At 61.3% G+C, this 25,397-nt stretch carries 11 protein-coding genes; 2 read left to right on the top strand and 9 right to left on the bottom strand.

The genetic code is table 11. The features are described 5' to 3' along the window. Nucleotides 1-609: 609 nt before the first annotated feature. The 3 genes from glmS to glmM all read right to left on the bottom strand — a co-directional run bounded on the left by glmS (nucleotide 610) and on the right by glmM (nucleotide 5,246). The gene (gene glmS, locus WKV53_RS18725) at nucleotides 610-2,451 is read right to left on the bottom strand and encodes a glutamine--fructose-6-phosphate transaminase (isomerizing) (RefSeq protein ID WP_341406313.1); all 1,842 of its coding nucleotides are present in this window, start codon (nucleotides 2,449-2,451) and stop codon (nucleotides 610-612) included. 21 nt (nucleotides 2,452-2,472) lie between these two features. Then, the gene (locus WKV53_RS18720) at nucleotides 2,473-3,291 is read right to left on the bottom strand and encodes a DapH/DapD/GlmU-related protein (RefSeq protein ID WP_341406312.1); all 819 of its coding nucleotides are present in this window, start codon (nucleotides 3,289-3,291) and stop codon (nucleotides 2,473-2,475) included. Between the two features lie 599 nt (nucleotides 3,292-3,890). Continuing rightward, nucleotides 3,891-5,246, bottom strand: a complete 1,356-nt coding sequence (glmM, locus tag WKV53_RS18715; RefSeq protein WP_341406311.1) for a phosphoglucosamine mutase — start codon at nucleotides 5,244-5,246, stop codon at nucleotides 3,891-3,893. Nucleotides 5,247-5,521: 275 nt separating this feature from the next. Between glmM and tal the strand changes: the two genes are divergently transcribed. Together tal and WKV53_RS18705 are read left to right on the top strand one after the other, a co-directional pair. Next, nucleotides 5,522-6,481, top strand: a complete 960-nt coding sequence (tal, locus tag WKV53_RS18710) for a transaldolase (protein ID WP_341406310.1) — start codon at nucleotides 5,522-5,524, stop codon at nucleotides 6,479-6,481. 134 nt (nucleotides 6,482-6,615) lie between these two features. Beyond that, the gene (locus WKV53_RS18705) at nucleotides 6,616-7,497 is read left to right on the top strand and encodes a sugar phosphate isomerase/epimerase family protein (protein ID WP_341406309.1); all 882 of its coding nucleotides are present in this window, start codon (nucleotides 6,616-6,618) and stop codon (nucleotides 7,495-7,497) included. A 277-nt stretch (nucleotides 7,498-7,774) separates the two neighbouring features. On the opposite strand, the gene WKV53_RS18700 is transcribed toward WKV53_RS18705, so the two are convergent. The 6 genes from WKV53_RS18700 to WKV53_RS18675 form a co-directional block, all read right to left on the bottom strand. After that, entirely contained in the window at nucleotides 7,775-8,605 is an 831-nt protein-coding gene (locus WKV53_RS18700) for a hypothetical protein (RefSeq protein WP_341406308.1), read from the bottom strand. A 97-nt stretch (nucleotides 8,606-8,702) separates the two neighbouring features. Then, a complete protein-coding gene (locus tag WKV53_RS18695; RefSeq protein ID WP_341406307.1) occupies nucleotides 8,703-9,209 on the bottom strand; it encodes a hypothetical protein in 507 nt (168 codons plus the stop codon). A gap of 160 nt (nucleotides 9,210-9,369) precedes the next feature. Then, nucleotides 9,370-11,505 (bottom strand): glycoside hydrolase family 32 protein, encoded by a 2,136-nt coding sequence (locus WKV53_RS18690; RefSeq protein WP_341406306.1) that lies wholly within the window; start codon nucleotides 11,503-11,505, stop codon nucleotides 9,370-9,372. A gap of 144 nt (nucleotides 11,506-11,649) precedes the next feature. Continuing rightward, nucleotides 11,650-15,861, bottom strand: coding sequence for an alpha-amylase family glycosyl hydrolase (locus WKV53_RS18685; RefSeq protein ID WP_341406305.1), 4,212 nt, complete (start codon nucleotides 15,859-15,861; stop codon nucleotides 11,650-11,652). Nucleotides 15,862-16,005: 144 nt separating this feature from the next. Further along, nucleotides 16,006-21,483: a sialate O-acetylesterase gene (locus WKV53_RS18680; RefSeq protein WP_341406304.1), complete on the bottom strand. Its 5,478-nt coding sequence runs from the start codon at nucleotides 21,481-21,483 to the stop codon at nucleotides 16,006-16,008. Between the two features lie 170 nt (nucleotides 21,484-21,653). After that, nucleotides 21,654-25,307, bottom strand: a complete 3,654-nt coding sequence (locus WKV53_RS18675) for a LamG-like jellyroll fold domain-containing protein (protein ID WP_341406303.1) — start codon at nucleotides 25,305-25,307, stop codon at nucleotides 21,654-21,656. Nucleotides 25,308-25,397 lie beyond the last annotated feature (90 nt).

The raw sequence follows: 25,397 nt of genomic DNA, 5'->3' as shown, positions 1-25,397 counted from the left end.
CTCATCACAGGTTCTCCAAGGCATGGCTTGCTCCTCTCCGGAGGTGTAAACCATGTCCCCGAACACCTGTTAACGATGTACCCGGTCTATACAGGGCCGCTGGCCCGCCGAAGCACCTAACAAACTCCGCGTCCTAACACACTCCGCCCCCGCAGTCGGAGACCCGGACTGCGCGCAGCCCTGCTGCCGCTCAAAGCCAGCAGCCCTGCTGCGGGGAAGCACCTGACAGCTCCGCCTCCCAAAACACTCCGCCGCAAAATATCGTGGTCCGCACACTCCGTGTGCGGTCGAAGCCGCTCTAACAGCCGCCCACACCTTACGGCAGCCTTCCGTAGCGGAACGACTGCATCGTTCCGGCTGGGCCCGGACCGCAGCTTGAAACAAAGCCGCGATCTTAACCTCGCCCGATCCCGAAGGGATCAAAGCCAGTAGCCGGTGGTCGAAGACCACCGGTTCAAAGCATCCGTGAAAGGAATCCCTGAGGGATTCTAGCCGGGTTCGAATCACACCGCGCCCGGAATCCACGTTGCGCACCACTGGGAGCGCGGAATTCATTCCGCCTGTGCACCAGCCCCGCCGCGTCACCGGCGGAGCCACCTCACGAGAACCTCACTCCACCGTCACACTCTTCGCCAAATTCCGCGGCTGATCAATCTCACACCCGCGCACATTCGCGATGTGATACGCCAGCAACTGCAACGCCACCGCCGCCGGAATCGTACTCACCAACGGATGGCAGGCCGGAATCTCAATCACATCATCCATCGCCTCCGCCGCCTCGTGATCCCCTTCGGTAATAATACCAAGAATCCTCGCCCCACGCGCCCGGCACTCTTCCACATTCCCCAGCGTCTTGTCCTTCCCGGGAATATCATTCGCCAGCGCAATCACCGGCGTCCCCTCCTGCAATAGCGCGATCGGCCCATGCTTCAACTCCGCGGCATGGTAACCCTCCGCGTGAATGTAAGAAATCTCCTTCAGCTTCAGCGCCCCCTCCAGCGCCACCGGATACATCGGACCACGCCCGATGAAAAACGCATGCTCGTTCTCAGCATAGCGCGCCGCAATCGCCTCAATCCGGTCACTCTGCTCGATCACCTTCTGCACCAGCTCCGGAATCGCCTCGATCGCCTTCGCGAACTTCATCCCCTCATCACGAGAGAAACGACGCCCACGCCCAAGCTTCAGCGCCATCATCAGCATCACCGCCACCTGGCACGTGAACGCCTTCGTCGATGCCACCGAAATCTCCGGCCCCGCATGCAGATACACACCACGACCAGTCTCACGCGCGATCGTCGAACCCACCACATTACAAAGCCCCATCACAAAGGCACCCTTCTGATTGGCTTCCCTAACAGCCGCCAAAGTATCCGCCGTCTCCCCGGACTGCGAGATCGCCACCACCAGGTCACGGCTCCCAATGATCGGATTCCGATACCGGAACTCCGCCGCCTGCTGCACCTCCGAGTGAATATCCGCCATGTCCTCGAAGGCATACTCACCCACCAGACCCGCATGCAGCGAAGTGCCACAGCCAACCAGCACCACCCGCTGGATCTCCGCCAGATCACGCGGCGAAGTCCCCATGCCCGAGAGCACCGATGACCCCAGATTGAAATCCAGCCGCCCCCGGATCGCATTCCGCAGCGAATCCGGCTGCTCATGGATCTCCTTCAGCATGAAGTGAGCGAACCCACCCTTCTCCGCCGCCGCCGCATCGAAGCCCAGCTCATTCACCTCACGCGTCACCGGCACCTGATGAAGATCGCGGATATCGACATTATCCGCTGTCACCACCGCGATGTCGTTGTCCTCCAGGTAAATCACCTGCCGCGTATGCGCGATGATCGCCGAAGCATCTGACGCGACAATCGTCTCCCCTTCCCCCACCCCGATCGCAATCGGACTACCCCGCCGCGCCGTAATGATCTTCCCCGGCTCCTTTGCCGAAATCACCGCGATCCCAAAGGTCCCCTCCACTTGACTCAAAGCATCACAGACCGCTTGGAAAAGATCCCCCTTGTAACGATCCCCGATCAAATGCGCCAGCACCTCGGTATCCGTCTCCGAATAGAAATGATGCCCCTTCCCCTCAAGCCGCGTCCGCAACGAACGGTAGTTCTCAATGATCCCATTATGAACCAGCGCGATATCCCCCGACTCATCCAGATGCGGGTGAGCATTCGCCTCCGTCGGCGGACCATGCGTCGCCCAGCGAGTGTGCGCGATGCCAGTCGACGACCTCACAAACCGCTCCGCCGGCCAATCCGCATGCGCCTTGTCATTGAGCGCCGAAACCTTCCCCGGTGCCTTGCTGACAACGATCGAGCCATCCTCCAGAATGGCCATGCCCGCGGAATCATACCCGCGGTATTCAAGCCTGCGCAGGCCACTGATGAGAACGCTGGGAGCGGAAGCTTTACCGATGTATCCGACGATGCCGCACATGAAATTGAGTAGTAAGAGTGACTATTGAAAATTGCTTTGAATATCCCGCTGCACGATCTCGCCCGGACGGGTGCTAGTGCCCGCCCACAATTTGCGACCGGGATAAATGGAAGTGTTGATCCCCGTGTGAACCCCATCGCCGACGATACATCCAAACTTCCGCCGGCCCGTATCCACAAGCACCCCATCCACCTCGGTCCGATGATTCTTCCCATCGTGCCGTAGGTTCGAAGTGATCGTACCCGCACCGAAGTTCACCTTCTCACCAAGCACAGAATCCCCAACGTAGCTCAGGTGCCCAACGTTCGTGTTGGAAAGCAGGATCGAGTTCTTGATCTCGACCGCATTGCCCACATGGCACTTGTCGCCGATCGAAGTGGACCCGCGGATGTAGCAATTCGGACCGATCTTGCAGTTCGCTCCGATCACCACATTCCCCTCGATGAAAACCCCGGGCAAAATCTTCGATCCAGCCCCAAGGTGAATCACACCTTCAATCACCGCATTCGGATGAACATCACCTTCGATCTTCGGCTCCTTGAGTGCCCCGACCAACAGCTCGTTCGCCCGCAGCAAATCCCACGGATGAATGATCAGGAAAGACGCATTCGCAACAATCGCCTTCTCCGCATTCGGCACATCCCCGAACCACGCCAGCGGCGTCCGGCGCTCATCCACCAATGTCGGCGTCGCCGGAGAAATCAAAGCCACATCCTCCGCCGCCAACCAAGCATGCGGATGCGTCCGCAAACCCTCCACCGCGAAAGCAGCATGATGATCTCGGAGCAGAATGTTCCCGATCGGAAAGTCCTCGATGTCGCGGGTGGTGAAGAGAGGCATGACGACTTGATACTTAAATCACGGAGCAATCGGAATACACGGAAGTAAGGAGGAACTGGGAAACACGATCAGCGCATAGTTCCTTGGCGAGAAGTGGATCTAGTCTTCATCTTCAAGCCATAGGATTCCCGACCGCCATGAATCGATCGCGATGACGCCTCCGTCAAAGGTTGCGTCAGTCGCTGGAGACCATTCTGGACCAAACGACGTGCTACTGTGTTTGGAGCGAATCCACCCCATTTCCCAATTGCCATTGGTAAAGAAGCGGCTCTCAGATGAAAAGGACGCGAGGAACTCGTCCACACCCGTCCTAACCACCGACTCTTCAAGCCTGGGTGACGAGAAGGCCATGTCCTTTCGAAGCAATTCCAAAAGGATGCTCTCGGCAACCGTTCTGCTCACTTCACGCCAAGCCTCGCCCAACGCCTTAATTCCAAAAGCCATACCCGCGGAATCAGGGCTGGCGTGGATCTCGGACGAAACGACCAGTCGAAACCCGAACGCGATGGGATCAGCCCTATGGAGCTCTAGGAGGTTCACTTGGTGCGCATAAGCCAATTGGAATCTTCCGTGTATTCCGTGCCTTCCGTGGTTCCTTGTCACGCCGCCACCCCAATGTCCTCCTTCACCGCCTTCGTGAACTTCTCGATCCACTCCTGCACGGTCTCGGCATCCCGATGCTCCACCAAAATGCGAATCTTGTTCTCGGTCCCCGAGTAGCGGATCAACTGACGCCCCGCATCACCGAAAGCAGCATCCGCCTCCCTCATCAGCTTCTGCAAGCCAGCCAGCTCACCCAGCGGCGGCTTCGCCGCCACCTTCAGATTCACCAACTCCTGCGGGAACTCGCGCATGCACGCAGCCAGCTCCGCAAGCGTCGCCTTCTTCTCCTTCATCACGCGCAACACCTGCAGCGCGCTCAGTATCCCATCACCCGTGGTCGCATGATCCGCAAAGATCAAATGCCCCGAATTCTCCCCACCAAACGATCCACCCTTCTCCCGCAGCGCCTCGATCACATTGCGGTCACCCACCGGCGTCGTCAGCACCTCGATCCCCGCACGACGCATCGCCTCGTGCAGCCCCAGATTGCTCATCACCGTGCAAGCCATGCGACTCCCGCGAAGCTTCCCCTGCTCATGCAACGAAAGCGCCGCAAGCGCGAGAATGCGGTCCCCTGAAACCGGCGTCCCAGTCGCATCGGTGAAGATCACGCGGTCCGCATCCCCATCAAAGGAAATGCCAAGATCAGCCCCATGCTGCCGCACCAACCCGCCAGCCGTCTCCGGATAAAGCGCCCCGCACTTATCATTGATGTTGATCCCATCCGGCTCGCACCCGTGCTTGATCACCTCCGCCCCGAGTTCCTTGAAAATCAGCGGCGCGATGAAATACGCCGCACCATGCCCGCAATCGACCACGATTTTCAGTCCATGCAGCGAGATATTGTCCGCCGTATGCTTCGCGAACTCGATATACCGCCCGCGCGCATCATCGATACGATACGCCTTCCCAATCTTCTCCGGCGACATCGGCCGCGGCTCCGGCTCATCGCCAAGGATGTGCCGCTCAATGATCTCCTCCAGCGCGTCCGAGAGCTTGTAACCATCCGGCCCGAAAATCTTCAGCCCATTGTCCTCATACGGATTGTGCGAAGCCGTCAGCATGATCCCCGCCGCCGCACCCATCGACTTCGTCAAATGAGCGATCGCCGGCGTCGGCAGCGGCCCCGGCAGCAGCACATCCATCCCCATCGAGACCAGCCCGGCCGTCAGCGCCGTCTCCAGCATGTAGCCGGAAATCCGCGTGTCCTTGCCGATCACCACCCGGTTCCGATTATGCCCGGACGAACGCAGCACCTGCGCCACCGCCTTGCCTGCACGGAGGGCCACTTCAGGGGTGATCGGGAACTCGTTCGCCTTGCCGCGAATGCCATCGGTGCCGAAAAGCTTCATGTGCGGAGAGGGTGCCCCGTTTGGCACGGAATGAAAGCTTCGGGTGCGGCAACCCGGGATTTCCGGGTAAATTCACGACACGAACCGCAGGATTTCAAAAGTTAGACCCGCTTTTGTAAAAAACCCGCGCCCCCGTCGCTCCTGTCCCGTCCATGAACCCCGTTCGATCCGCCCATGAGCGGCGTTTGACGAACCCGCCACGTCGGTATGTTTCTCCCACGCGGACACTTTTTGATCTCGCCTCCCGCACCGTTCCGACCTACCCCGCCCCCGCCATGAGCGCCACGCAACTCGATCAACTCAAGCAGTTCACCACCGTCGTCGCCGACACCGGCGATTTCGAGTCGATGAAGGCCTACAAGCCTCAGGACGCGACCACCAATCCCTCGCTGATCCTCCAGGCCGCCGCCAAGCCGGAATACAAGCCTCTCGTCGAGAAAGCCGTGGCCGAGCACAAAGGCTCCTCCCTCACCGGCGACGCCCTCATCGAGTCCATCCTCGATCGCATCCTCATCCTCTTCGGCCTCGAAATCCTCAAGATCGTCCCCGGCCGCGTCTCGACCGAAGTCGACGCCCGCCTCTCCTTCGATACCGAAGGCACCCTCGCCAAGGCCCGCCACCTCATCGACGCCTACGCCAAGGAAGGCATCGCCAAGGAGCGCATCCTCATCAAGATCGCCTCCACTTGGGAAGGCATCAAGGCCGCCGAGATCCTCGAAAAGGAAGGCATCCACTGCAATCTCACCCTCCTCTTCTCCTTCGCCCAGGCCGTCGCCTGCGCCGAAGCTGGCGTGCAACTCATCTCGCCCTTCGTCGGCCGCATCCTCGATTGGTACAAGGCCTCCACCGGCCAGACCTACGAAGGCGATACCGACCCCGGCGTCATCTCGGTGAAGCAGATCTACACCTACTACAAGAAGTTCGGCTACAAGACCGAAGTCATGGGTGCCTCCTTCCGCAATACCGGCGAAATCACCAGCCTCGCCGGTTGCGACCTGCTCACCATCAGCCCCGGCCTCCTCGCCGAGCTCGCCGCCTCCACCGCTCCGCTTGAGCGCCGCCTCTCCCCGGAAGCCTCCGCCTCCGCCGAACTCACCAAGGTCACCTTCGACGAAAAGGCCTTCCGCTTCGCCCTCAACGAAGACGCCATGGCCACCGAAAAGACCGCCCAAGGCATTCGCGCCTTCTCGGCCGACATCGTGAAGCTGGAGAAGCTCGTCCAAGAGCTGCTCTAATATCCCTTCCGATCATCTTCCAAGGCGGACTCGATACCTCGGGTCCGCCTTTTTCGCGCCCACAGCTGAGACGATTTTCGCACGAATGAATTACTTTCGTGCAATTTAGCGCCGGATTCTTAGATATCCGGTTCATGCTCCGCCGCCACTTCCTCGCCACCCTCGCTGCCGCCTCAGCTCCCCTTTCCCTCCGCGCGCAGACGACCGGCTCCCCACTCCCCATCAAGCTCGCCCTCAAATGCGGCATGGCCCAATTCGGCGCCAACCTCGAAGAGAAATTCCGCATCCTCAAGGAACTCGGCTACGACGGTGTGGAACTCGACTCCCCCGGCGTCCAGAACAAGGACGAAGCCCTCGCCGCCTCAAAGGCCACCGGCCTTCCCATCCACGGCGTCGTGGACTCGATCCACTGGAAGATCCGCCTTTCCGATCCCGATGCCTCCGTCCGCGAAGAAGGCCTCAAGGGCCTCCTCACCGCTATCCGCGAGAGCCACGCCTGCGGCGGCTCCGCCGTCCTCCTCGTCCCCGGCGTCGTCGACGCGAAAACCAATCACGACGACGCCTGCTCGCGCTCCATCGAACAAATCCACAAGGCCCTCCCTCTCGCCGCCGAACTCGGCATCCACATCCTCATCGAAAACGTCTGGAACCGCATGTTCTACACCGAGGACGGCGGCAACTCCCAGTCCGCGGAGAAACTCGTCGCCTACCTCGACCAGATCGCCTCCCCATGGGTCGGCTCCTACTTCGACATCGGCAATCACCAGCGCTTCGCCAAGCCCGCCGAATGGATCCGCACCCTCGGCAAGCGCATCGTGAAGCTCGATTGCAAGGACTGGAGCGTCAAAGGCGGCTTCGGCAAGATCGGCGAAGGCGACATCGATTGGCCCGACGTTCGCAAGGCCCTCGCCGAAATCAACTACACCGGCTGGGCCACCGCCGAAGTTCAAGGCGGCGACCCCAACGCCTGCGGCGAGATCCTCGCCCAAATGAAAAAGCACCTGTTAGGCACCTGACCTCGCAGCCTCGTCCGGCCTTACCCATTCGTCCCGGATGCCACCAACTTAAGGCAGTCGATCGTTCTTCAGCGTAAAGCGGTCATCGTTCTTCAACGCTAAGGGGGATCGTTCTCCAGCGCCAAAGGCGCCCCCCATACCAGCCCAGGCCGCAGGCCTAGGGACGACCGCCCCATCATGACGAGGGCCAAAGATCCGACCTATCCGGAACGGTTCTCAACAGCCGCATCCATCATGGTGCCGCCATCCGCCATTCGTCCCGTCAGCCCTATGGGTCCTACTCCTTCTTCCCCACCATCGAAGGAAACACCGCCTCATAGCTAATCTTCTCCTCCGCCGCCAACTTCCCCCTCACCACCCACCTCGCGGCATCGACCACCATCGACTTGTTCCCGTACTTCCACTTGAATTCCGGGTGCGCGCTAAAGAGCACATACCGCCCATCCCCAAAAGTCCCACCCAAGATCGCCGGCGTCCCCGGCATCACCCCTCCCGCATCGCCCTCCTTCTTCACATCCGTCACAAACCGCGCCAACGCCTCCGTCCTACCGAATCCCGGCACATCAGTGATCTTCCACAGCGGCCCGTTCGCATAGTGCATCTTCAGCGCAGGCAAGCCCTCAGCCTCCGGCGCAATCGAAACCGCACCACTCCCCCGCGCCCACCGACCATTCTCCGTATCGATGCACACCGCATTCGCGATCTCGATGTAACGCAGCGCCTCATTGTGCCCGCGCACGAAAGAATAGCCACCCGCACAACTCCCCATCGCCCCTCCTCCAGCCTTCACGAAAGCCTCCACCTTCGCCCCACCATCCGGCCCGAGCGACTTGTTGAACGCCGTCCCACTCCCACCCCCAATAATGAACACATCCAGCTTGTCCAACGCCCCCGCCTTCACCCTCTCCGCCGATACCGGCCCAGCCTCCATTCCCGCCTCCCTGAGGATGGCGATGTAAAGCCCCTGGCTCGTATTCCCCGCCGGCTTGTCCGACGCACTCAGCACCCCCACCCGGATCGGCCCAGTCTTAGCAGCACCCTTCTCATCCGCCCGAAGACCCGCTGGAAGAATGCCGAAAACACAAACGAAACCTGCAGCAAATCGCATGGATGGGAATCGGAATACAGCCACATGCGCCCTAACGAAGCCCTCTCCAAACTCCTTTCACAACTCGGCTGAGCCAGCGAATTGAATGCGGCTAAACTCATCCACCAAGGTGGGAGAATCCCAAAAAGAGCATCGAGCTTACCTCGATAACACCGAGGACTTTCACCTGCACCCCGGCACGCTGATAGACAGAGAAGTTCACCCCTCCGCAGCCCATGCTCACATAAGCACCTCCCATCACGTAAACCCCTCCAGCCATCAGACCCGAGTCGAACGAATAACCGTCACCGAATTCGATCGTTCCCTCTAACGTTCCAGACTCGGGAACCGGCGAAACCTTCCCAGTGAGGAGCCCTCTTCCGATGAAGGCATAAGCAGCCAGCCTAAGCGGCTTCGAAGCGAAGAGGATGGCACATGAGGATGGTTCCAGTCTCAGCGAGAACTGCCTGCTGATACTATAGAGGTTGAAGATTTTCACCTTCGTCGCCACTTCCAACTGACCGAGCGATTTCGAGGAATAAGCCCTGCCCTCCTCCGTGACCTTGGTCGCCGGATCTTCTGCGCAGCTAACCTCTCCGGGCACCAGAGCAGTAAACAGGAGCATCCCGGAACATATCCACACGGGAAGGATCGCAGCGCTGTTTCCCCTTGAAGCCACGGCTGGCAAGCCTAGCCAGCTGCCAACAGAGGGCAAGAATCCATGCTCACCCTCTCACCCTTATGCCGTCATCGAGTTGCCGTCTGGCACCAGATGCACCTTGCTCTCACTCCTTCCACGCCGACTTCAACGTGTGGACCTTCAGCGAGTCGAACTTCACCGCCCCACCATTCGCCACCAACCGCAACGGCTTCGTCCCCGGGGTCTGCCGGATATACTTGCTCACGTAGGTCCCATTCACAAAGGCCTCCATCGTCACCGTATCCACGAAGATCCGCACCTTCAGCTTCCCGTCCACCGGAGCCTGCTGCCCCTCCGCACCGCTGAAGGTCCGATCACCCGGCTTCCAGATCGCCGCATGATCGTCGAAGATCCGGAACCCAACCTCAGCGGCCGACGTGTTGGCATCCATCACCGCCTCCACCTCGAACTGCCCACCCTTGAAGTCCGCCAGCGGGTCAGTCTGGCCGGACTCATAGGTAAAGTCCTTCCACTCCTTGGTGCTCGCCCGTAGCGCTTCCGCTTCCTTCACCGGCTCCGCCCACAGGCGAATCCCATCGCCCTGACGGCGCAGCGTGAAGTCCATCGGCAGCGACATCTGCAGGTTAAAGGGCATCCCTTGCAAACCCGCCCCGCCATCACGCATCCACCCGATGTGAACACGGCGACCACCGGGAGCGTTGCCATAGGTCTGCCCCGCATAAGCCGCGCCGAAGTAGTGATGATGCGGCCCGCTCTCCGCCTTGAAGACCTTCCCGTCGAAGCTCCCGAGCATATACTTCCCCTGCGCTCCCCACGCCACCCAGCGCGTGTTCTTCGCATCGCCATCCACCGGCAGCTCATAGAGATCCGGGCACTCGCCATCCGTCGGGATCTTGTAGTCGCACGTCTTCTCCCACTTCACCATGTCCGGCGACGTGTAGATCCCGTAGTCGCTGCCATCGTAGAACAGCGGCATCACCCAGTGCTTGGAAGGCGCATGCCAGAAAACCTTCGGATCGCGGTTCTCCGCCACCACATGCGGCACCACCGGGTTACCCTTGAACTTCGTGAAGGTCTTCCCGTTGTCCTCGCTGTAAGCCACCGACTGCACCACCGTGCGGCCCGGCTCGTAGCTGTGATTGCCGTTCGCCGTGTAGATCAGCGCCAGCGCATCCCCCTTCACCGGCAAGCCCGTGCTCCCCTTCGGCGCAACGACCGCCGAGCCCGAATACATGTAGCCCTCCGCATCCGGCTGCAACCCCGGCGCCATCTCCTTCCAGTGAAAGAGATCGCTGCTCACCGCATGCCCCCACGTCATGTTGTCCCAATTGTGGTTATACGGATTGTGCTGATAGAAAAGGTGCCAGCTCCCGTCCTTCCACACCAGGCCGTTCGGATCATTCAGCCACCCACGACGGCTGCTGAAGTGGTACTGCGGGCGCAGTGCCTCCTGATAGATCGACTCTTCGCCCGGATAGCTGGCACTGATCTTCACCTTCTCCCACGCATCCCCCAGCCCACCCGGAATCGTGCCCGTCACCGTCAGCTTCCGCCCCTGGTGGTCAGCCAGATCCGTGAAAACCCAGAAGTCCGGATTGTTAGAGAGGCAGATGTCCGCATAGAGCAGCGGCTCCTTGTCGCCATCCAGCGTGAAAAAGAACCGGCGCTTCTGCGTGGTATCCCGCGTCACCGGCCAAATCAAATACCGATCACCGATCACAAACTCCTTCTTCAGCTCCAGCGTCTTCGGCGCGTCGCTCTGCACGATCTGATCCACATTGATGTGCCCCCATGTCCCCGTCCGATTGTCGGTGATCCGCAGCGAGACCGTTTTCCCCGCCAACTCCGCCACATCCCAGCTCTTCCACTCCAGCTGCTCCGTGCCACCCGGCCGATCATAGCGACCCGTCGCCGTTCGCACCACCTTGCCATCCGACAAGAGATCCATGCAGGTCTCCTCCGGAAAGCGACCTCCTCCAATCAGGAAGTTCAGATACTTCCTCTCCACCGTGAACGCCGGCGACTCCGCCTTCCCCTTCGAATCGTCCCCTCCATGGTATCCGTTCAGCAAACGCTGCCCCACAAACCCGCTCACCGGCATCTGATCCGGCAGCGATCCAGCCACCGGCCCCTTGCCAAAGGCCTCACCGCTCACCTTCCAGGCCCCGAAATCATTCCCCTCGAAATCCGCCACGATCACATCGGGCGCAGCAGAAGACAGGGCGGGAATACAAAGCAGCGGCAGCAGTGAAAAGCGCATGGGTGGGGATGGATGGGTAAGAAGTTCTGCCGAAGAAAACGCAGACTCCACCCTTCCTGCTATCACCCAATGTTGCAACTCGGGACGCAGCTGTCATGACAGATCGCCCAGCCTGTCAAAACCCAATCGGCTCTTCGCTCCTTCTCACGGCTCATCCGAAACCTGCACCCGATAGAAGCTCTTCGAGCCAGTGCCATCGTCTAACAGCTCAATCGTCCCCGGCACGGTCTGCGCTCCCGTGTCAACGACCGCTCCCAGGTTGCTCCAATCGCTGAGATTCCCCGAGCGCTGCCAGCGATAGGCACGTCCGGGAATCGTCGGGAACTGCAAGCGCCAGCGACGCTCCGGATCGGACGACCGTTCCATCGTAACCTTCGGCTTCGCCCCTGGATCGGACAGGCGGGAGTTCATCCCGAACAAATACTCATCGAGATTGCCCACCCCATCGCCATCATCATCGCCATCAGCACCATTGCGGCCCGAGGCATTGTTAGGATCCCAGCCTTGCTGTAGCTCCCACCAGTCCGGCAGGCCATCGCCATCGGCATCACCCGTGCCGCTCACCCGCATCTTCACCAGTTCGCTGTCGCCCAGCGTCAGACCACCCCGGTGATGCTCGGCCCGCACCGTGTGCAGGAAGTTGGGGATGCCATTGTAGAGATTCGGGAAGGTGAACTCCACCATGTGCTCCGTGGCCGTGACATTCTTCACCAGCCGGTAGCCGGAGCGAGGCTGAAGCACCGCACCATCCGGATCGCCGCTGGTCGTGCTGCTGATGAAGATCGAGAACTCATTCAGGAAGTCCGCATCGCTCATGCCTGAGGGGATCAACTCCTTCCGGAAGAAAACCTTCATCACGTAGTTCTGATCCACCGTCTCCCCGGAAAAGGAGGGATAGCCGATGTTGAAATTGATCGGGCTCCCGGTGTTCACCTGCCGCTCCAGCGTCGTGTAGTTTCCGGCCACATCCGTGAGGTTCATCGCATCGCTCGACGACGCCTCCTTCAAGCGCACCACGATCCGCGCGAGTCCGCTCGAAGGAATCCCCTCATACGTGAAACGCCACTCCTTCTTGAAAGCCGTGCCGCCCAGATTGGTCGGCGTTGCCACCGCAGTCGCCTTCTTCCACGCATTGAGCCCATTGCCCTTCGCCGGATCATCATTGCCCGGATCGAGGTCATCGATGTAATACCAAACCTCGGTCACGTTCGGATCGGTCGCCACCACCGCACCATAGCTCGATCCACCGAGCCCATCCCCCGCCTTCGGATAAACGATCTCTCCCTCACTACGCTTGGTATCATAATAAAAGACCTGCGTCTCCGTCCGGAAGATCGAGGCCCCATCGTTGCGATTGACGAAGGCCCGCGAGCGCAGGACATGGAAACCTTCGTCCAAGCCGGTCGCCATCGTCCCATTGTCGTTATGAATGTGGTACGGCACGCTCGTTCCATTGAAACCCGTGATCTCAAACACCGTCTCCATCCGCTCCGCCAGATCGATGTCATCGCCATTGAAGGGAAACACCGAGCCCGCACTCACCTTCGTCACTCCCACCTTGTAGCGCAGCACCGTGCCATTCGGCAGTGCCGGCAACGCAGCACGCCACCAATCGGTCAGCCCGGTCCCATCGTTATTGCCATTCGCAAAAAATGTCGCATCCACCACCTGCGTCGTCCCCTTGCCCACCCCGCCGCTGCCTTCCGGGTAAGTCACTCCATCGGTCGTGTAATAGACCCGCACCTTGTCGATGGAGTTCGCATAGCCGACCTTCACAAAAATTCCGACCGACTGTCCCGCAGCGCTCTCCGGCGCAGGGCTGAACTGCTGCACTACCGGCGTCAGCTGGTTGCCCGCAGCCGGATCATGATAAGCCCATGTCGCCGTACCCCGGTTACTGTTCACCCCATTGCCATTGTTGATCGTGAAACCCGCCGTGCCGATCACCGCCTGATAGGTCTCCGCACCCGGCGATCCGATGATGTTCCGCGTCGTGTTCTTCGCCGCAAACTTCTCCGCACCCCGGCGCACAAATTTCATCTGCTCATAGCCCAGGTAAGTATCCGTGGAGTTCTCCAACTTCCGGTCGTTGGCATCCGCCGCATTCACCTGATCTGCCGTGGCACCCGGCGGAAAATCGCGCAGATCACCCGTCTGCGGTCCCAGCGCCAGTTGTGAATTCACATCGATGCCACCATCGAGCTTGATCCGCATGTTCTGCGCCGAACCATCCGCCCGGGCCACGAAGGAAAGGTTCGCACCATCCGTCACCCGCGGAATCTTCACCCGATACGACTTGTCCGCACGATCGGCAGCAGCAACCCCATACGGATTGAAAGCGGCATCGCCATCCTTCCCATCGGTCCGCCAGTGATCCATCTCCGGCACCCGCACGCCATTCTGCAAAATCGTGATCGCCCGAATCTCCTCATCAGGACGCGCCGCCTGCCACACCCGCGGCATCCGCGGGTTGTGCCACGAGAAAGCGAACCACTCACCGGACGAAACAAGCGGCGCATTGCCACTGCCATCCACGAGCTGCGTCGAGCCATTCACCGTCACACGAAACCGTCCGCCATACGGCGAATTATTCTCCAGCGTGGCCCCCACTGGAAAGCCGGTCGAAAACAGCCGCCCCTGCCCATTCCCCTGATAGCCCCGTGCCATCATAAAAAGCATCGTCGCTCCATTCCACGATCCAGTGTCCTTGCGCTCGCGCATGTCCACCCGCTCGTAGGCCGCATAGTTCTGATCGCTCCACCGTCCGATCTGCGTACCACGTGCAAAGTCGCGATGCACCGCCACCGCCGAGATCACGCTATTGTCTCCAAACTGCCCCAAGAATGGCACATCCGAAGGCTTCGGAAAATAGTCCGGTGCCCCCGCCTCATTATAGCCATCCGTGTAAATGATCGGCAGCCCCTCGCGAGTGAGAATGTAGGCATGCGCCGCCGGCCGGTCACCCCCATAGAGGTAAGCATTGTCGTGGCTCATCACGTAGTTCACCGTCTGGCCGGAACTACCATAACCACCGTAGTTCGGTGCATCGAAACCCGTCAAATTGTTGCCGATCGAGCTCTTGACGGCATTCAGCACATTGTCATTCGCGATCCGCATCCCCGCGCTCAGATACCCACCCTCCGCCGGCGGCGAACCAAGATGTTCGCCGAAGAGCATCGCATCATCGCGCACCTCGTTCTCACCGCCGAAGAGCGTGTCGCGATGATTGTTCCAGTCAGTGTAGCCGCGGCTGATGTTGAACTGCTCCTGGATCTGCCCGCCATAGCCCCAGTTCGAGCGATCCTTGTCCGCCCCATCCTGCTTGCCGAAAAAGTACGACGGCACGTGCTTCACCGCATCCAGCCGGAAACCATCGGGCTTCGTCTCCTCGACGAACCAGCGCACCGCACGGTTCAGCATCCCGTTGACATCCTCCGCCACCGGATTGCCCATGTTGTAAATCCCATCCCCATAACCCCACGCCAACGTCCGGCGCTCCGGCACCGTCGGATCCACCCCGGTATCGGTGAAAGGCTCGCTCGGCTCGCCCACATCATGCTGCCCATTCCCATTGAGATCCTTGAAATCAAAGCGCCCATTGTTCGCCCCCACGATGCCACCATCGTTGTAGCCCACGTCTTGAAACGGCTCCTTGTTCGCGAACGGATGCACCGCCTCGCCCGTGCCATTCGTCGCCACTGTCAGATCCGTGTCCAAGTATCGCTCGGTCATCCCCGCATGACGGATACCGCTCCACTTCGCATACGTGTGCGCCTCAGCCGTTCCCGTCGGATTGAAGCTCACATTCTGCGGCGACTCCTGCGCGATGTCCCACGCGAAAGGATTCCGGTTCAGCACCTGCCACTCATCATTCCAATCCGGCCAATCCGCCGCCTTGCGCCACGTCCCGTTGCTCTCGCGCACGAGGTGGAAATCCTCCGGAACGAATCCCGGCGCTCCGGGAAACAGCTGCCCGGGGTTCACGGTCTTATCCAGCGCCCCCGCATTGTGAGCCGTCACGTTGTCGAAATACACCCGCATCCCGAAGCGGTGCGCCGTCCGCATCAGCCGCAGCAGGTCATCCTTCGTCCCATACTTCGTCCGCACCGTTCCCGACTGGTCACGATCCCCCAGATCGAACCGGTCCAGCGTATCGAAACCCACCGAATAAGTCCCCGCCCCGCCCTTGAACGGCGGCGGCAGCCACAGCGAATCATACCCACGCTCCACCAGCTCCGGCACCCGGCGCTCGATCTCATTCCAAGAGGTGCCGAAATACTGGAGAATCACTTCCGCCCGCACGGCCGGAGCAACCAAGGCGAGCAGCGAAAAGATCAGGGCGCGGGAATTAGACATCTGACAGGGTTTCCGGGCAAGCGGACCGGCACGGCAGCCGTCCACGGGTTTCAACCCCCATAATGTCACCCAAATCCCCGTGGTTTAAACCGAAATCACTGGCCCCCACTCCACCCGGTATCCAGCCAAGGGCCCCGCCGGGCGTCACCGCCGTGCTGACACCCTGAGCCGTGCAAACCGCTTAGCTGCCGTCCCCGTCTCGCCCGGAATGACCACGCGGCGCGTTTCAAAGCCGCCGGAGCTTCCCACCACCTCGGAGGTCTGCTCGGTCCACGTTGCCAGGTCGCTCGACATCTCCACCTGCACCCATGCGTCCGAACTCGCCACCGCTTTATCAAACCGGAGTTCAGGCAGCCCGCCGACATTCTCCACCCGCAGGAACCGCGGGGAACCCGCATTGTTCACCGCCGGATCCAGACCGTGGGCGTATTCGATGATCGCGGGGACTCCATCCTTCCCAGGATCGGCGGCATCGGCCACCGACCCGTGCCCTCTCAACCACAGGGCATACGGCGCGAGATATTTCTGGTCCAGGTACGTGTAAACGGAGTTCCGCTCGGTGGCAGTGAGCACGCGGCTGTAGATCAGCACCTCGGAGATATCGCCCGAGAGCGTGTTGTTGCCGCCGTTGTAGCCGCCGAGCGTGTAGTTCGTGATCGTATTGTCCCCGCCCGAGACCGCGCTGCCGCCGAGGGCATTGTCCACGTAGAGGGTACCGGTGTTCACCGTCGTATCATAGGTGGCATGGACGATCGATGGCTTGCCCAGCGGCGTGGCGATCGATGCGGTGAGGAAGGTGCCGGAGTGGTAGATCTTCGCATTCGGCGTCCCCTCGAAGAATAGCGCATGATCGCGGTTCGTCGTATCGCCAGCGGTCCCTGCCGAGACCAGGTTGTTAGAGGGCGGGTAGGCGTCCAGCGCGAAGCGGACGATCTTGGTATAGCTGCCGGTCGGCATGCCGGTGGCTCCGGACATGAAGTCATTGCCGTCGAAGTGCAGCGCAGGCCCGTTGCCGAGATGTGCCTCCAGATAGCGCGGCTTATTGCCGTTCGTCGGCTGGGTCGCGGAATCTGCCGCACCTGCCTGGTCCACCCACGCGGAAACGTAGCCGCTGGCATCCTTCGTGATGCCGCTCTCCGCCTTCAGCCAGACGACGAGTCCGCTCGTGACTCCACCGGGAGTGGTCGAGACCGCCGTGAAGATCGTGACGGAAGCGCGCCCGTAGTTTCCCGTCGCATCGTAGGCCACCACCTCCAGCAGATGCGCCCCGGCCGCCGGCACCTGCCAATTGGTCGCCAGCGTGCTCCCCGTGGTCTCTAACAATGGAACGCCATTCACCAGAAACACCATGCGGGTGGCAGCCCCGTTCTCGCCCGGCGTGGTCGTTGCATTGACCACGATGGATTCGCCCACCGTCGCCGGACGGGTCCTCACGGGCGATGACAGCATCACGGTCGGCGGCTGCTGGCCGATCCGTTGGCTGAAGGCCAGCAGGCCCACGCCCGAACCATTCGTGACGAAATCCCCGCCCCCGCTGTGGCTGCGGTACTCCAGGAAGGCACCGCTGTCGACCGGCGCGCTCAGGTTGAACAGGATCGTCGAGCCCGCTACACTGTAGCCGGTAATGGTGGCACTCGTCCCGGTCAGCGCGAAGTCGCTCAAGGCCCCCGCCGGGAAATTGATGGTCGCTCCGGCATTTCGCATCGTCACCAGGATCTTCGTATGGCTGTCATCCGTGAACCCGATGGTGCCAGGATTCAGCGCATCGATGTTCGGCCCGGTGGGTCCGTGATACAAATCGCGCGACACCTGCGCGAAGTGTTGCAGGCCTAGCAACTCGTACCCGCCGGTGAAGCGATAGTGGCAGCCATCGTGCGGTTGGTAGCCATTCGTCGTCATGACGGACGTATTTGCATACGTGTCGCCGAAGCTGCGCTGGAGTTCGCGCAGGGCCACGTTCTCCCGCGTCACGCCGCAGCCGGGTCGCACCTGGACCTCATAAATGTGTTCCAGCCCCGGGTAGTCCGTCTGCCAATCGCTATGGAGCCCCAAGAAGCCGGCACCGTGCTGCGTCGCATTGTCGTTATCCGACTCGCCCTGGTAGTAGAAGATCGCCCGTGCCGCTGCCGCGACCCCGGCGCGTGTGGCACGATAGCGCAGGCGGTTGTACGTGCGGGTGACCGCTCCGTTGTCATCGAGATTGTCCGGCTGCGCGTGATCCTTCTGAAGCTGCAGCATCGAGTAGCCTCCGCGCGCACCATTGAGGATCGCCACCGGGATCTGGTGATCGGCGACGATCTTGCCGCCGATCACCATTGCCCATTGCCCGATAGCCCCCGGATCGTTGTAGAGACTGCCTCCACCATCACCGTTGGCTTGCACCCATGAGAGGTTGTTGCGCGTGGCATCGCCCGAGTCGGAGTTCTGGCCGAAGGTTCTCACCCAGCGGCTCGCATAGCCATTCGAGGTCGTATTGTTCGCCGCGAAGCCGATCCACGCCTCGGTGTTCGACTGGCCGTAGAAGAGCAGGGCATCCCCCGCCACCACATCGGTCGCGCGCCGCACCAACCGGCGCACGCCATTCTTCTCCAGCAGCACCTCGAAGTCATAGCCCGCCAACTCAGCCGGGATTTGCGAACTGAAGGAGAACGGAGCCGCACCCGCCGTGTAGACCAGTGCCTGCACCGACTCGCTCTGGAATACGCCTTCGCGATAGCGGCGCATCACCACATTGCTGTAACCGCCCTCGCGCTCGGTGCCAGCGATCGATACCGATGCGAGATTGGTGGTCAGGTTCCGCGGTTGCAGAGAGCGGTTGCCCGGCATCGCCGTGAAGGTCACATGACTGGCCGGGCGGGTGAGGATTACCAGCTTCCGCGCGTTATAGGCAGCAGCCGTGGCACCGAAGGTGTAGTCGCGCTGGCCGGTCGCCTGGTTGCCGATGCCGACATCGTCATTCGTACCATCCGCGGTAGCCCAGTGATTGTAGGCGAAGAGCACCTGCTGCGAGAGTGGATGGTGAACCTGGAAGGAGCCATAGCCCGCATCGGTCGCGGTTGCGCCGCTGTCATCCCAATCGTAATTCCCACCATCGCCCGCATAGAAGCCGGTGCGGCCCATGTTGTAATTGCTCGGGAACATTTCCACCGAGCCACCATCGAGCGAAGTGCCGGTCACCAGGCCCTGCACGTTCGAATACACGTTCATGTTCTCCACCAGCCGCTGGTGCTTCACCGGGTTCAGCACATTGTGCGGCAGGCCGAGTTGCTTGGCCACGGTGGTGAAGGCATCCATCGAGGCATAGACCCAGCGCGAGGTGCCATCGGCATTCGTCAGCTCGAAGTAATACGCCACGCGATCGAAGGGCGCGGCGGTCAGGCTATTGTCCACGCTGTAGGCGGGTGCCACGCCATCGCGATAGCCGGAATCGAGCGGGATATTCAGCTCATAGAGCACCTGATATCCTTCCGCCGAGGCTTCCGGCACGCGCGTGAACACATTCCCACCCGCAGGTGCCGCCGGCGGTGACTGATAAGCATTTGCCCAGCGCTGGCCGATGGAAACCAACTGGTCCGCCGCGTAGTGAATCGTATCGCCGAAGCCGGAAGTAATGTCCGCGGTCGTGACGTATTCCACCAGCGGATCGGCAGTGGCCAGGGTCTGCATCCCCTGGTTCACCAGCACCACACCCGAGGCCGTCGGCTGCGTCTGGAGCGCGGGCATGTTCGGATTGATCTCCGTGAGCACCGCCTTCATCGCCGGAGCATTGAGGTCAGTGCGCAGGTCGCTCAGGAATTGCGTGATGTTCGCGCCGTAGAGCGGCGCATCGCCGGTGTTGGCGGAATCGGTCTCGCCTTGCAACCAGAAGAAGCCCTTGATGGTGGGCGTGAAGCCCTGCGCGGTCAGCTCCGCCATGCCGCTGTTCACCTGCGCCACCAGCAGTGGATAGAGATCGTTCGCGGTCTTCTTGAACTGGCCGTTCAAGCCCGCCCCCCCGGACGCGAACTTGATCACCGCCACCTTGTTGGACAGTCGTCCGGCAAGATCCGTCCCCAGCGAAAGTTCCGGCCCGAACCCTTCCCACTGTCCGGCGAATCCTGCGCCGAGCTGCGAGAGCTGGCCCATGCTGCCGCTGATATAAAGCGGCTGCCCATACGCATTCTGCTTGTAGGAAATGAAGGCATTCGGACTCGGTGCATCCACATAACGCCGGTTGGGCGTGCTGAGCGCATTGACGTTGCCCTGCCAACCCTGTGCGTTCGATTGGCCTGCCACGATCATCACATCGACAGGCGTGCCAACCGGCCTTGCAGGCGCTGCATCAGCAGTAAGGACCACATCATCGAAATCAAGATACCGGCCGCCGGCCGCCAGCGGCTGCTCGATCACGATCTGCAAGGGCTGGCCCAGCCCCGGCGGATTCGCTCCCGTCGTGAACTTGCGAGAGCTTCTCCCGAAGGTGTTGTCCGGAGTGAGTTCAGTATTCCCACCCGTCCATTCGCCCACCACAACCCCGGACGTGGTCTTGAGCGCGACATGATGCCCACCCCACGCATCCCCATTGCTACGATTGCCGAGCGCGAGCGAAAGCGTGTAGGTCGTGTTCGCCTGCAGCGTGCTTGTTAGAATCTGGCTGACGGTCGGCACTCCGCTGGTTCCCTGCGTCACATTGAAATGCGCCTTGGACCCCGCGTAGCCGGTGGTCAGGCCATTGTAGAAGGCATTCGGCTCACCGGCATCCGGCGCGATCACGCCCTGCCCCGGCGTGCCCGAGTACACCCAGCCTGTAGGCGCCGTGGTCCGCACCTCGAAGACCGGCGCATTCGCACCCGCGATCGCATCCGTCTCGAAGCTGGGATTCACGATCGGCACCAGATTCGTCGCGGGCAGCACCAGCACCTGCAGCAAGCGCGTGGTGTAAGTGGTGCCGCTATCGGAAAAGGTCCAGTCAGGCTGCCCCGCGCCTTGGTTGGGACCTGCACCGATCTCCGAGGGCGTGCCCGGGGTATTCCCACCCCAATCGCTGTAGCCGATCAGCGTCTGCGCCGCTGCGGCATTGTGGATCTGCATCGAGCCATGGCCGCTGGTGCCATTGAAGCCGTTGTCATCGTAGTCAAAAACTCCATTCACGCCCTGGGCGTAGCCGCTCGGCCAGAACTCCAGCCTCCCACCCGCCAGGCCGTTGCCATTCTGGATGCCCGGGATGTTGGAGATCACCGTCATGTTGGTGACCGTCGTGTTCGTCACCACCCGCGTGCCATTCGGTCCATTGCTGGGAACGCCGAGCTGCTTGCCATTCGCCAGTGCCGCGGGCCGGTCAAAGGAAACGAAGACGTAGCCATTCGGCCGCGTCGGATCGGTCGAGCCGGCAAGCTCCAGGTAGTAGGCCACCCGACTGAAGCTGCCCGTCGCCCAATTCGACGAGTTGTCCACGTCGTAGGGGATCGCAGTGGTATTGAATGAACCCTGGATCGCCGGGACCGGCAGGCTGTGCACGAGCTGATAACCGGCAGCCGCAGGCACATTCGTGAACACATCCGCCGACGCCACGCCGACCGGGAGGAAAAGAGCACTGCTCGCAAGCACGAGCCTGCCTTTCAAGACGAGATCCGTCACTTTCATCGGGTTTGGGGCTTTTTTGACGGGTGGTTACTCCTCCTGGCCACAATGGCCTGTCAGAATTCCCACGGGTTTTTTCCGCCAGTAATTACCCTTACCCAATGACAATGAGTTTGGATACCTAGGGATTCCCACAGGTTCCTACCAACCGGTTCTTCCTTAGCAGGAGACCATCACGGCGTCACCATCAGCCGCAGGAAGGATCGCTTCGGATCGACCTGAGCCGCCGGCACCCGCCCCGCCCGGAACTCGGTCGCCCCGTCGGATGAAATCAGCGAGTCCGTCACCCCGTCGGTCGACCAGCTGGCCAGATCATTGCTCCACTTCACCTGAAATGTAAGGTCGGATGCCGCGACGCTTTTCGTGTAGCTCAGCACCAGGAAGGCACCCTCCCTCGTGAAGGCAGGCAACTTCGTCCGGTCGCCGGCCACCACCGGATTCAGCGAGAAAGCCCGCTCTAACAGATTCTCGATCCCGTCCCCATCCGGATCAGCTGCATCCGCGGCATTCCCGCTGTTCAAGGTGCTCCCGAAGTGCTGCTGGCGCCACCCTCCACCCGGCGTGGTCGTCACCGTGAGCGTGAAGCTGCGCGTCACCGGCAGTCCTCCATCGCTCACCGAGATCGTAATCACGGCACTGCCCGATTGGTTCCCCGCCGGAGTAATAGTCACCGTTCTGTTCGCACCGCTGCCTCCCGCCACGATGCCCGACGGAGGAACGAGCGTCGCGTTGGAGGAACTTGCACCGAACACCAGCGAAGCCGCGGAACTCTCCACATCTCCCACCGTCACCGGAAGGACCGCCGTCGAAGTATTTTCAGCAATCGTTTGGTCAGACACCACCGACAAGGTCGGAGGCGCGTTCAGCGTTGAGGAAAGCGAGGCAAAGGTAGCAGTCGCGATCTTCGCCGGCGTCTGCGAACTCACGGCCAATCCACCGGGAACAGTAGCGCCCAACACCGCGACATGAGAACCGAGCGGCACCCAATCGCCATCCGTCGGAGCCCCCGGAGTCGTCGCATACGACGCGGCAAACGTATTCCCCGCACGAGCCAGCCTCAGCCAACAAGCAGCACCCTGCGCGACATCCACACCGGTCTGCGTGATCGCCCCGCCACTCGCATCCCGATGCAGGAATTGCAGCCCCTTCGTCTGCGTGTGCACCAGCGCCACGAAGGACGCATTCGCCGCCGCGGAAGAGCGGAACATCAGCCCCGCCTTCGCATCGGCCGATGTCGTGCCATCATGATTCACGGCTCCCGTCAGCAAGCGAGTGACCAGCACCCGGTCGCCCGTCTGCGACGATGATAGGAAATGAAACTGATCGCTCGTGCCAACAATCCCGCTCCCCGCTCCAGCCACCGAATACGTCGATCCATCAAAGCCAGCGTAGCCATCACTGCCCGGTGCCCCGATGTCCTGGCTCGCCCACGGCGCAGGCAGCGGTGAAGCCAGCGCCGCCGCTTGCCCTGCGTCGACCGCATAGTTGTAGATCTTCAGGTCATCGATCGTGCCGGCGAAAAACACGCCGCCAAAGGGAGAGCTGCCAACCCGCAGGAAACCCGCCGCCGTGCGCGCAGCCGCCGGACCCGCACCGGAAGCCTGCAGCACTCCATCCACATACAACTTCATCGCTCCCGCATTCGTGCGAGTGGCGGTGATGTGATGCCAGGTCCCATCGTTGATCGCGGTGGTAGAAAGGATCGTTTGATCGGGATTCCCCATCCCGAATCCCGCCTTGTTACCCACCAGGGAAATGCCCCAGTCGTTCGCCGCACCAGGCATTTCAGCATCCACCATCGACTTGCCCGCCCACCACTGCCCGGTGCCACCGGTCGCCGTGGTCTTCACCCAATAGGCCACGCTGAAATCCGTCACAGGTGCCGCAGGGATCTTCACGAAGCTGCCCGTGCCATCGAATTGCGCCGCACTCGTGCCGGTCTTCCCCGCCACATAGGTGATCCCGCTCGCAGTTCCATGATGCCCGTGCTGGCTGCTATCCTGCACCTGATTCTCGAATCCATAGCCAGCCACCTGCGTGCGGCTGACATTGGCCAGACGCGAGATCTCGGTCGCCGACAGGATGCCCCTGTAGAGCCGCACCTCATCCAGACTGCCATTAAAGAAGCCGCCCACTCCGCCGATGCTGCCAAGCCGCAGCGAGCCGGTGGCAAGCCGCGGCCCCGTTGGCCCGGTGCCCGTAGCGCGTAGCACTCCGTCCACGTTGATCCGCATCGCGCCGGTGGTCCCGTCACGCGTGGCCACCACATGATGCCACTGACCATCGTTCACCGCGTTGTTGCTGGTAATGGTGAGGTCGGTATTCCCCACGCCAAAGCCGATCTTGTTTCCCACCAGCGCGAGCCCGAAGTCCGTCGCCACTCCTGCCACTTCGCCGTCCACCAATCCCATGCCGCTATACCACTGCCCGGTGCCAGCGGTGGCCGTCGTCTTCACCCAAAAGGCGATACTGAAGGTCATGTCCACCGCCGCCGGGATCTGCACCGAGCTGTTGGTGCCATTGAAAACAGCAGCCTGCACATCCACACGACCCGCGCCATAGCTCACGTTGCTGGCAGTCCCGTGGAGCTCATTGCTGCTCGCGTCGCGCACACTGCCGTCGAGCTTGTAGAGCGCCTGCAGCAGCGCACCGGTCGGCTCGCCCGCGGTGATGTCTTCAAAGGACCACGCCTGGTTGTTCGCCCCGATGTCATCGTTGTATTGCGAGATGTTCACGAGATTGCCCAGGGCATTCGGGCCACCTTCGACATCCACCACCTTGTTGCGGCTGCCCTTGTTGATGATCTTCCAATTCGCCGCGCCCTCCGGCACCACGCGCCACTGCTGGTAGTCGTGCCCCAGATCATCCCACACCATGATGTTGGCCCCGGGATCATTGGACAGACCGCCGGTCTCAAGCGCCTTGCCACTGGCGACGTTGAGGAATTTCCAATAGCCGCCGCCCACGTGCGTGGCCGTCCATTTCTGGAAGTCCGAGCCATCGGGCGCATTCTGGCGGACATTCGCCCCGGCTCCCATGCCCGCCACTTCCATCAGCTTCTGGCTGAGGCGCGAGCGGATCAGATAGGTATGGCCATTCCGCACCGGCGCTGAGCGCAGCGGATCACCATCGGTCAGCCACTCATCGCGATTCGCGATCCCATCCCCATCGGCATCACCGGTGGCAGTCTGGGACATCCCGCCGATCTTGAAATTCTCCCACTCGTCCGACATCCCGTCGCCATCGCCATCGGAAATGAAGCCGAGATCGAAACGCATCGCCTCGATCAGCCTCGGCAATCTCCGCCTCGCTTGCGGGCTATCCTCATTGCCGTAATTGAAGCCATACGGGTAGTAGTGAACGCCCGACTGATAGATCTCCGCGCCCGGCCCGTCGTACTGCTTCACGAAGTGCTTCAGCATCGCGCCGTCCCACACATTGTCGCCGCCGAAGCGATCGTTCCACTCGTTGGTCGTCCCGCTGCCCAGATAGTGCGCGATTTCGTGAATCGCCACCTGCGTGCTGATCGAGCCCCCGAATTTCAGCTCGCCGTTGTAGTTCGACTCCGCCGTCGGCACGCCCGGGTGGTAGGCGACATTAATATCGACGTTGAAATTCGTGGACGCGTTGTAAACCGCCACCGCCTCGTTCATCACCGCCGTGATCTGATCCTTCTTCGCCTGGTCGTCATTGTAGACGTAGCCGAAGTGCCACGTCAGCGCCTGCACCGGCGTCAAACCGGACAACGCCATCGCGGCAACAAAAGGCCAATAACCGACACGTGGGCAAAGGCCGGCCACACCGGCCTTCGGGGAAATCGCGAGCATGGGTTTTGCGCTCCCTGCCGGGGTTCAGTTCCCTCCACACTTGGGCAATGTGGCAGCGGGAGGCAGGACGCTGGCGAATCAAAGCCAACT

The organism is Luteolibacter sp. Y139, from assembly GCF_038066715.1.
Lineage (GTDB): Bacteria > Verrucomicrobiota > Verrucomicrobiia > Verrucomicrobiales > Akkermansiaceae > Haloferula > Haloferula soli.
Note: the sequence above shows the minus strand (reverse complement) of the source record. Positions and strands in the feature narration are given on the sequence as shown.

Excerpts from the sequence above, each read along its gene's own strand:
- glmS (WP_341406313.1), bottom strand. The coding sequence starts at position 2,451 with ATGTGCGGCATCGTCGGATACATCGGTAAAGCTTCCGCTCCCAGCGTT.
- WKV53_RS18720 (WP_341406312.1), bottom strand. The coding sequence starts at position 3,291 with ATGCCTCTCTTCACCACCCGCGACATCGAGGACTTTCCGATCGGGAAC.
- glmM (WP_341406311.1), bottom strand. The coding sequence starts at position 5,246 with ATGAAGCTTTTCGGCACCGATGGCATTCGCGGCAAGGCGAACGAGTTC.
- tal (WP_341406310.1), top strand. The coding sequence starts at position 5,522 with ATGAGCGCCACGCAACTCGATCAACTCAAGCAGTTCACCACCGTCGTC.
- WKV53_RS18705 (WP_341406309.1), top strand. The coding sequence starts at position 6,616 with ATGCTCCGCCGCCACTTCCTCGCCACCCTCGCTGCCGCCTCAGCTCCC.
- WKV53_RS18700 (WP_341406308.1), bottom strand. The coding sequence starts at position 8,605 with ATGCGATTTGCTGCAGGTTTCGTTTGTGTTTTCGGCATTCTTCCAGCG.
- WKV53_RS18695 (WP_341406307.1), bottom strand. The coding sequence starts at position 9,209 with ATGCTCCTGTTTACTGCTCTGGTGCCCGGAGAGGTTAGCTGCGCAGAA.
- WKV53_RS18690 (WP_341406306.1), bottom strand. The coding sequence starts at position 11,505 with ATGCGCTTTTCACTGCTGCCGCTGCTTTGTATTCCCGCCCTGTCTTCT.
- WKV53_RS18685 (WP_341406305.1), bottom strand. The coding sequence starts at position 15,861 with ATGTCTAATTCCCGCGCCCTGATCTTTTCGCTGCTCGCCTTGGTTGCT.
- WKV53_RS18680 (WP_341406304.1), bottom strand. The coding sequence starts at position 21,483 with ATGAAAGTGACGGATCTCGTCTTGAAAGGCAGGCTCGTGCTTGCGAGC.
- WKV53_RS18675 (WP_341406303.1), bottom strand. The coding sequence starts at position 25,307 with ATGCTCGCGATTTCCCCGAAGGCCGGTGTGGCCGGCCTTTGCCCACGT.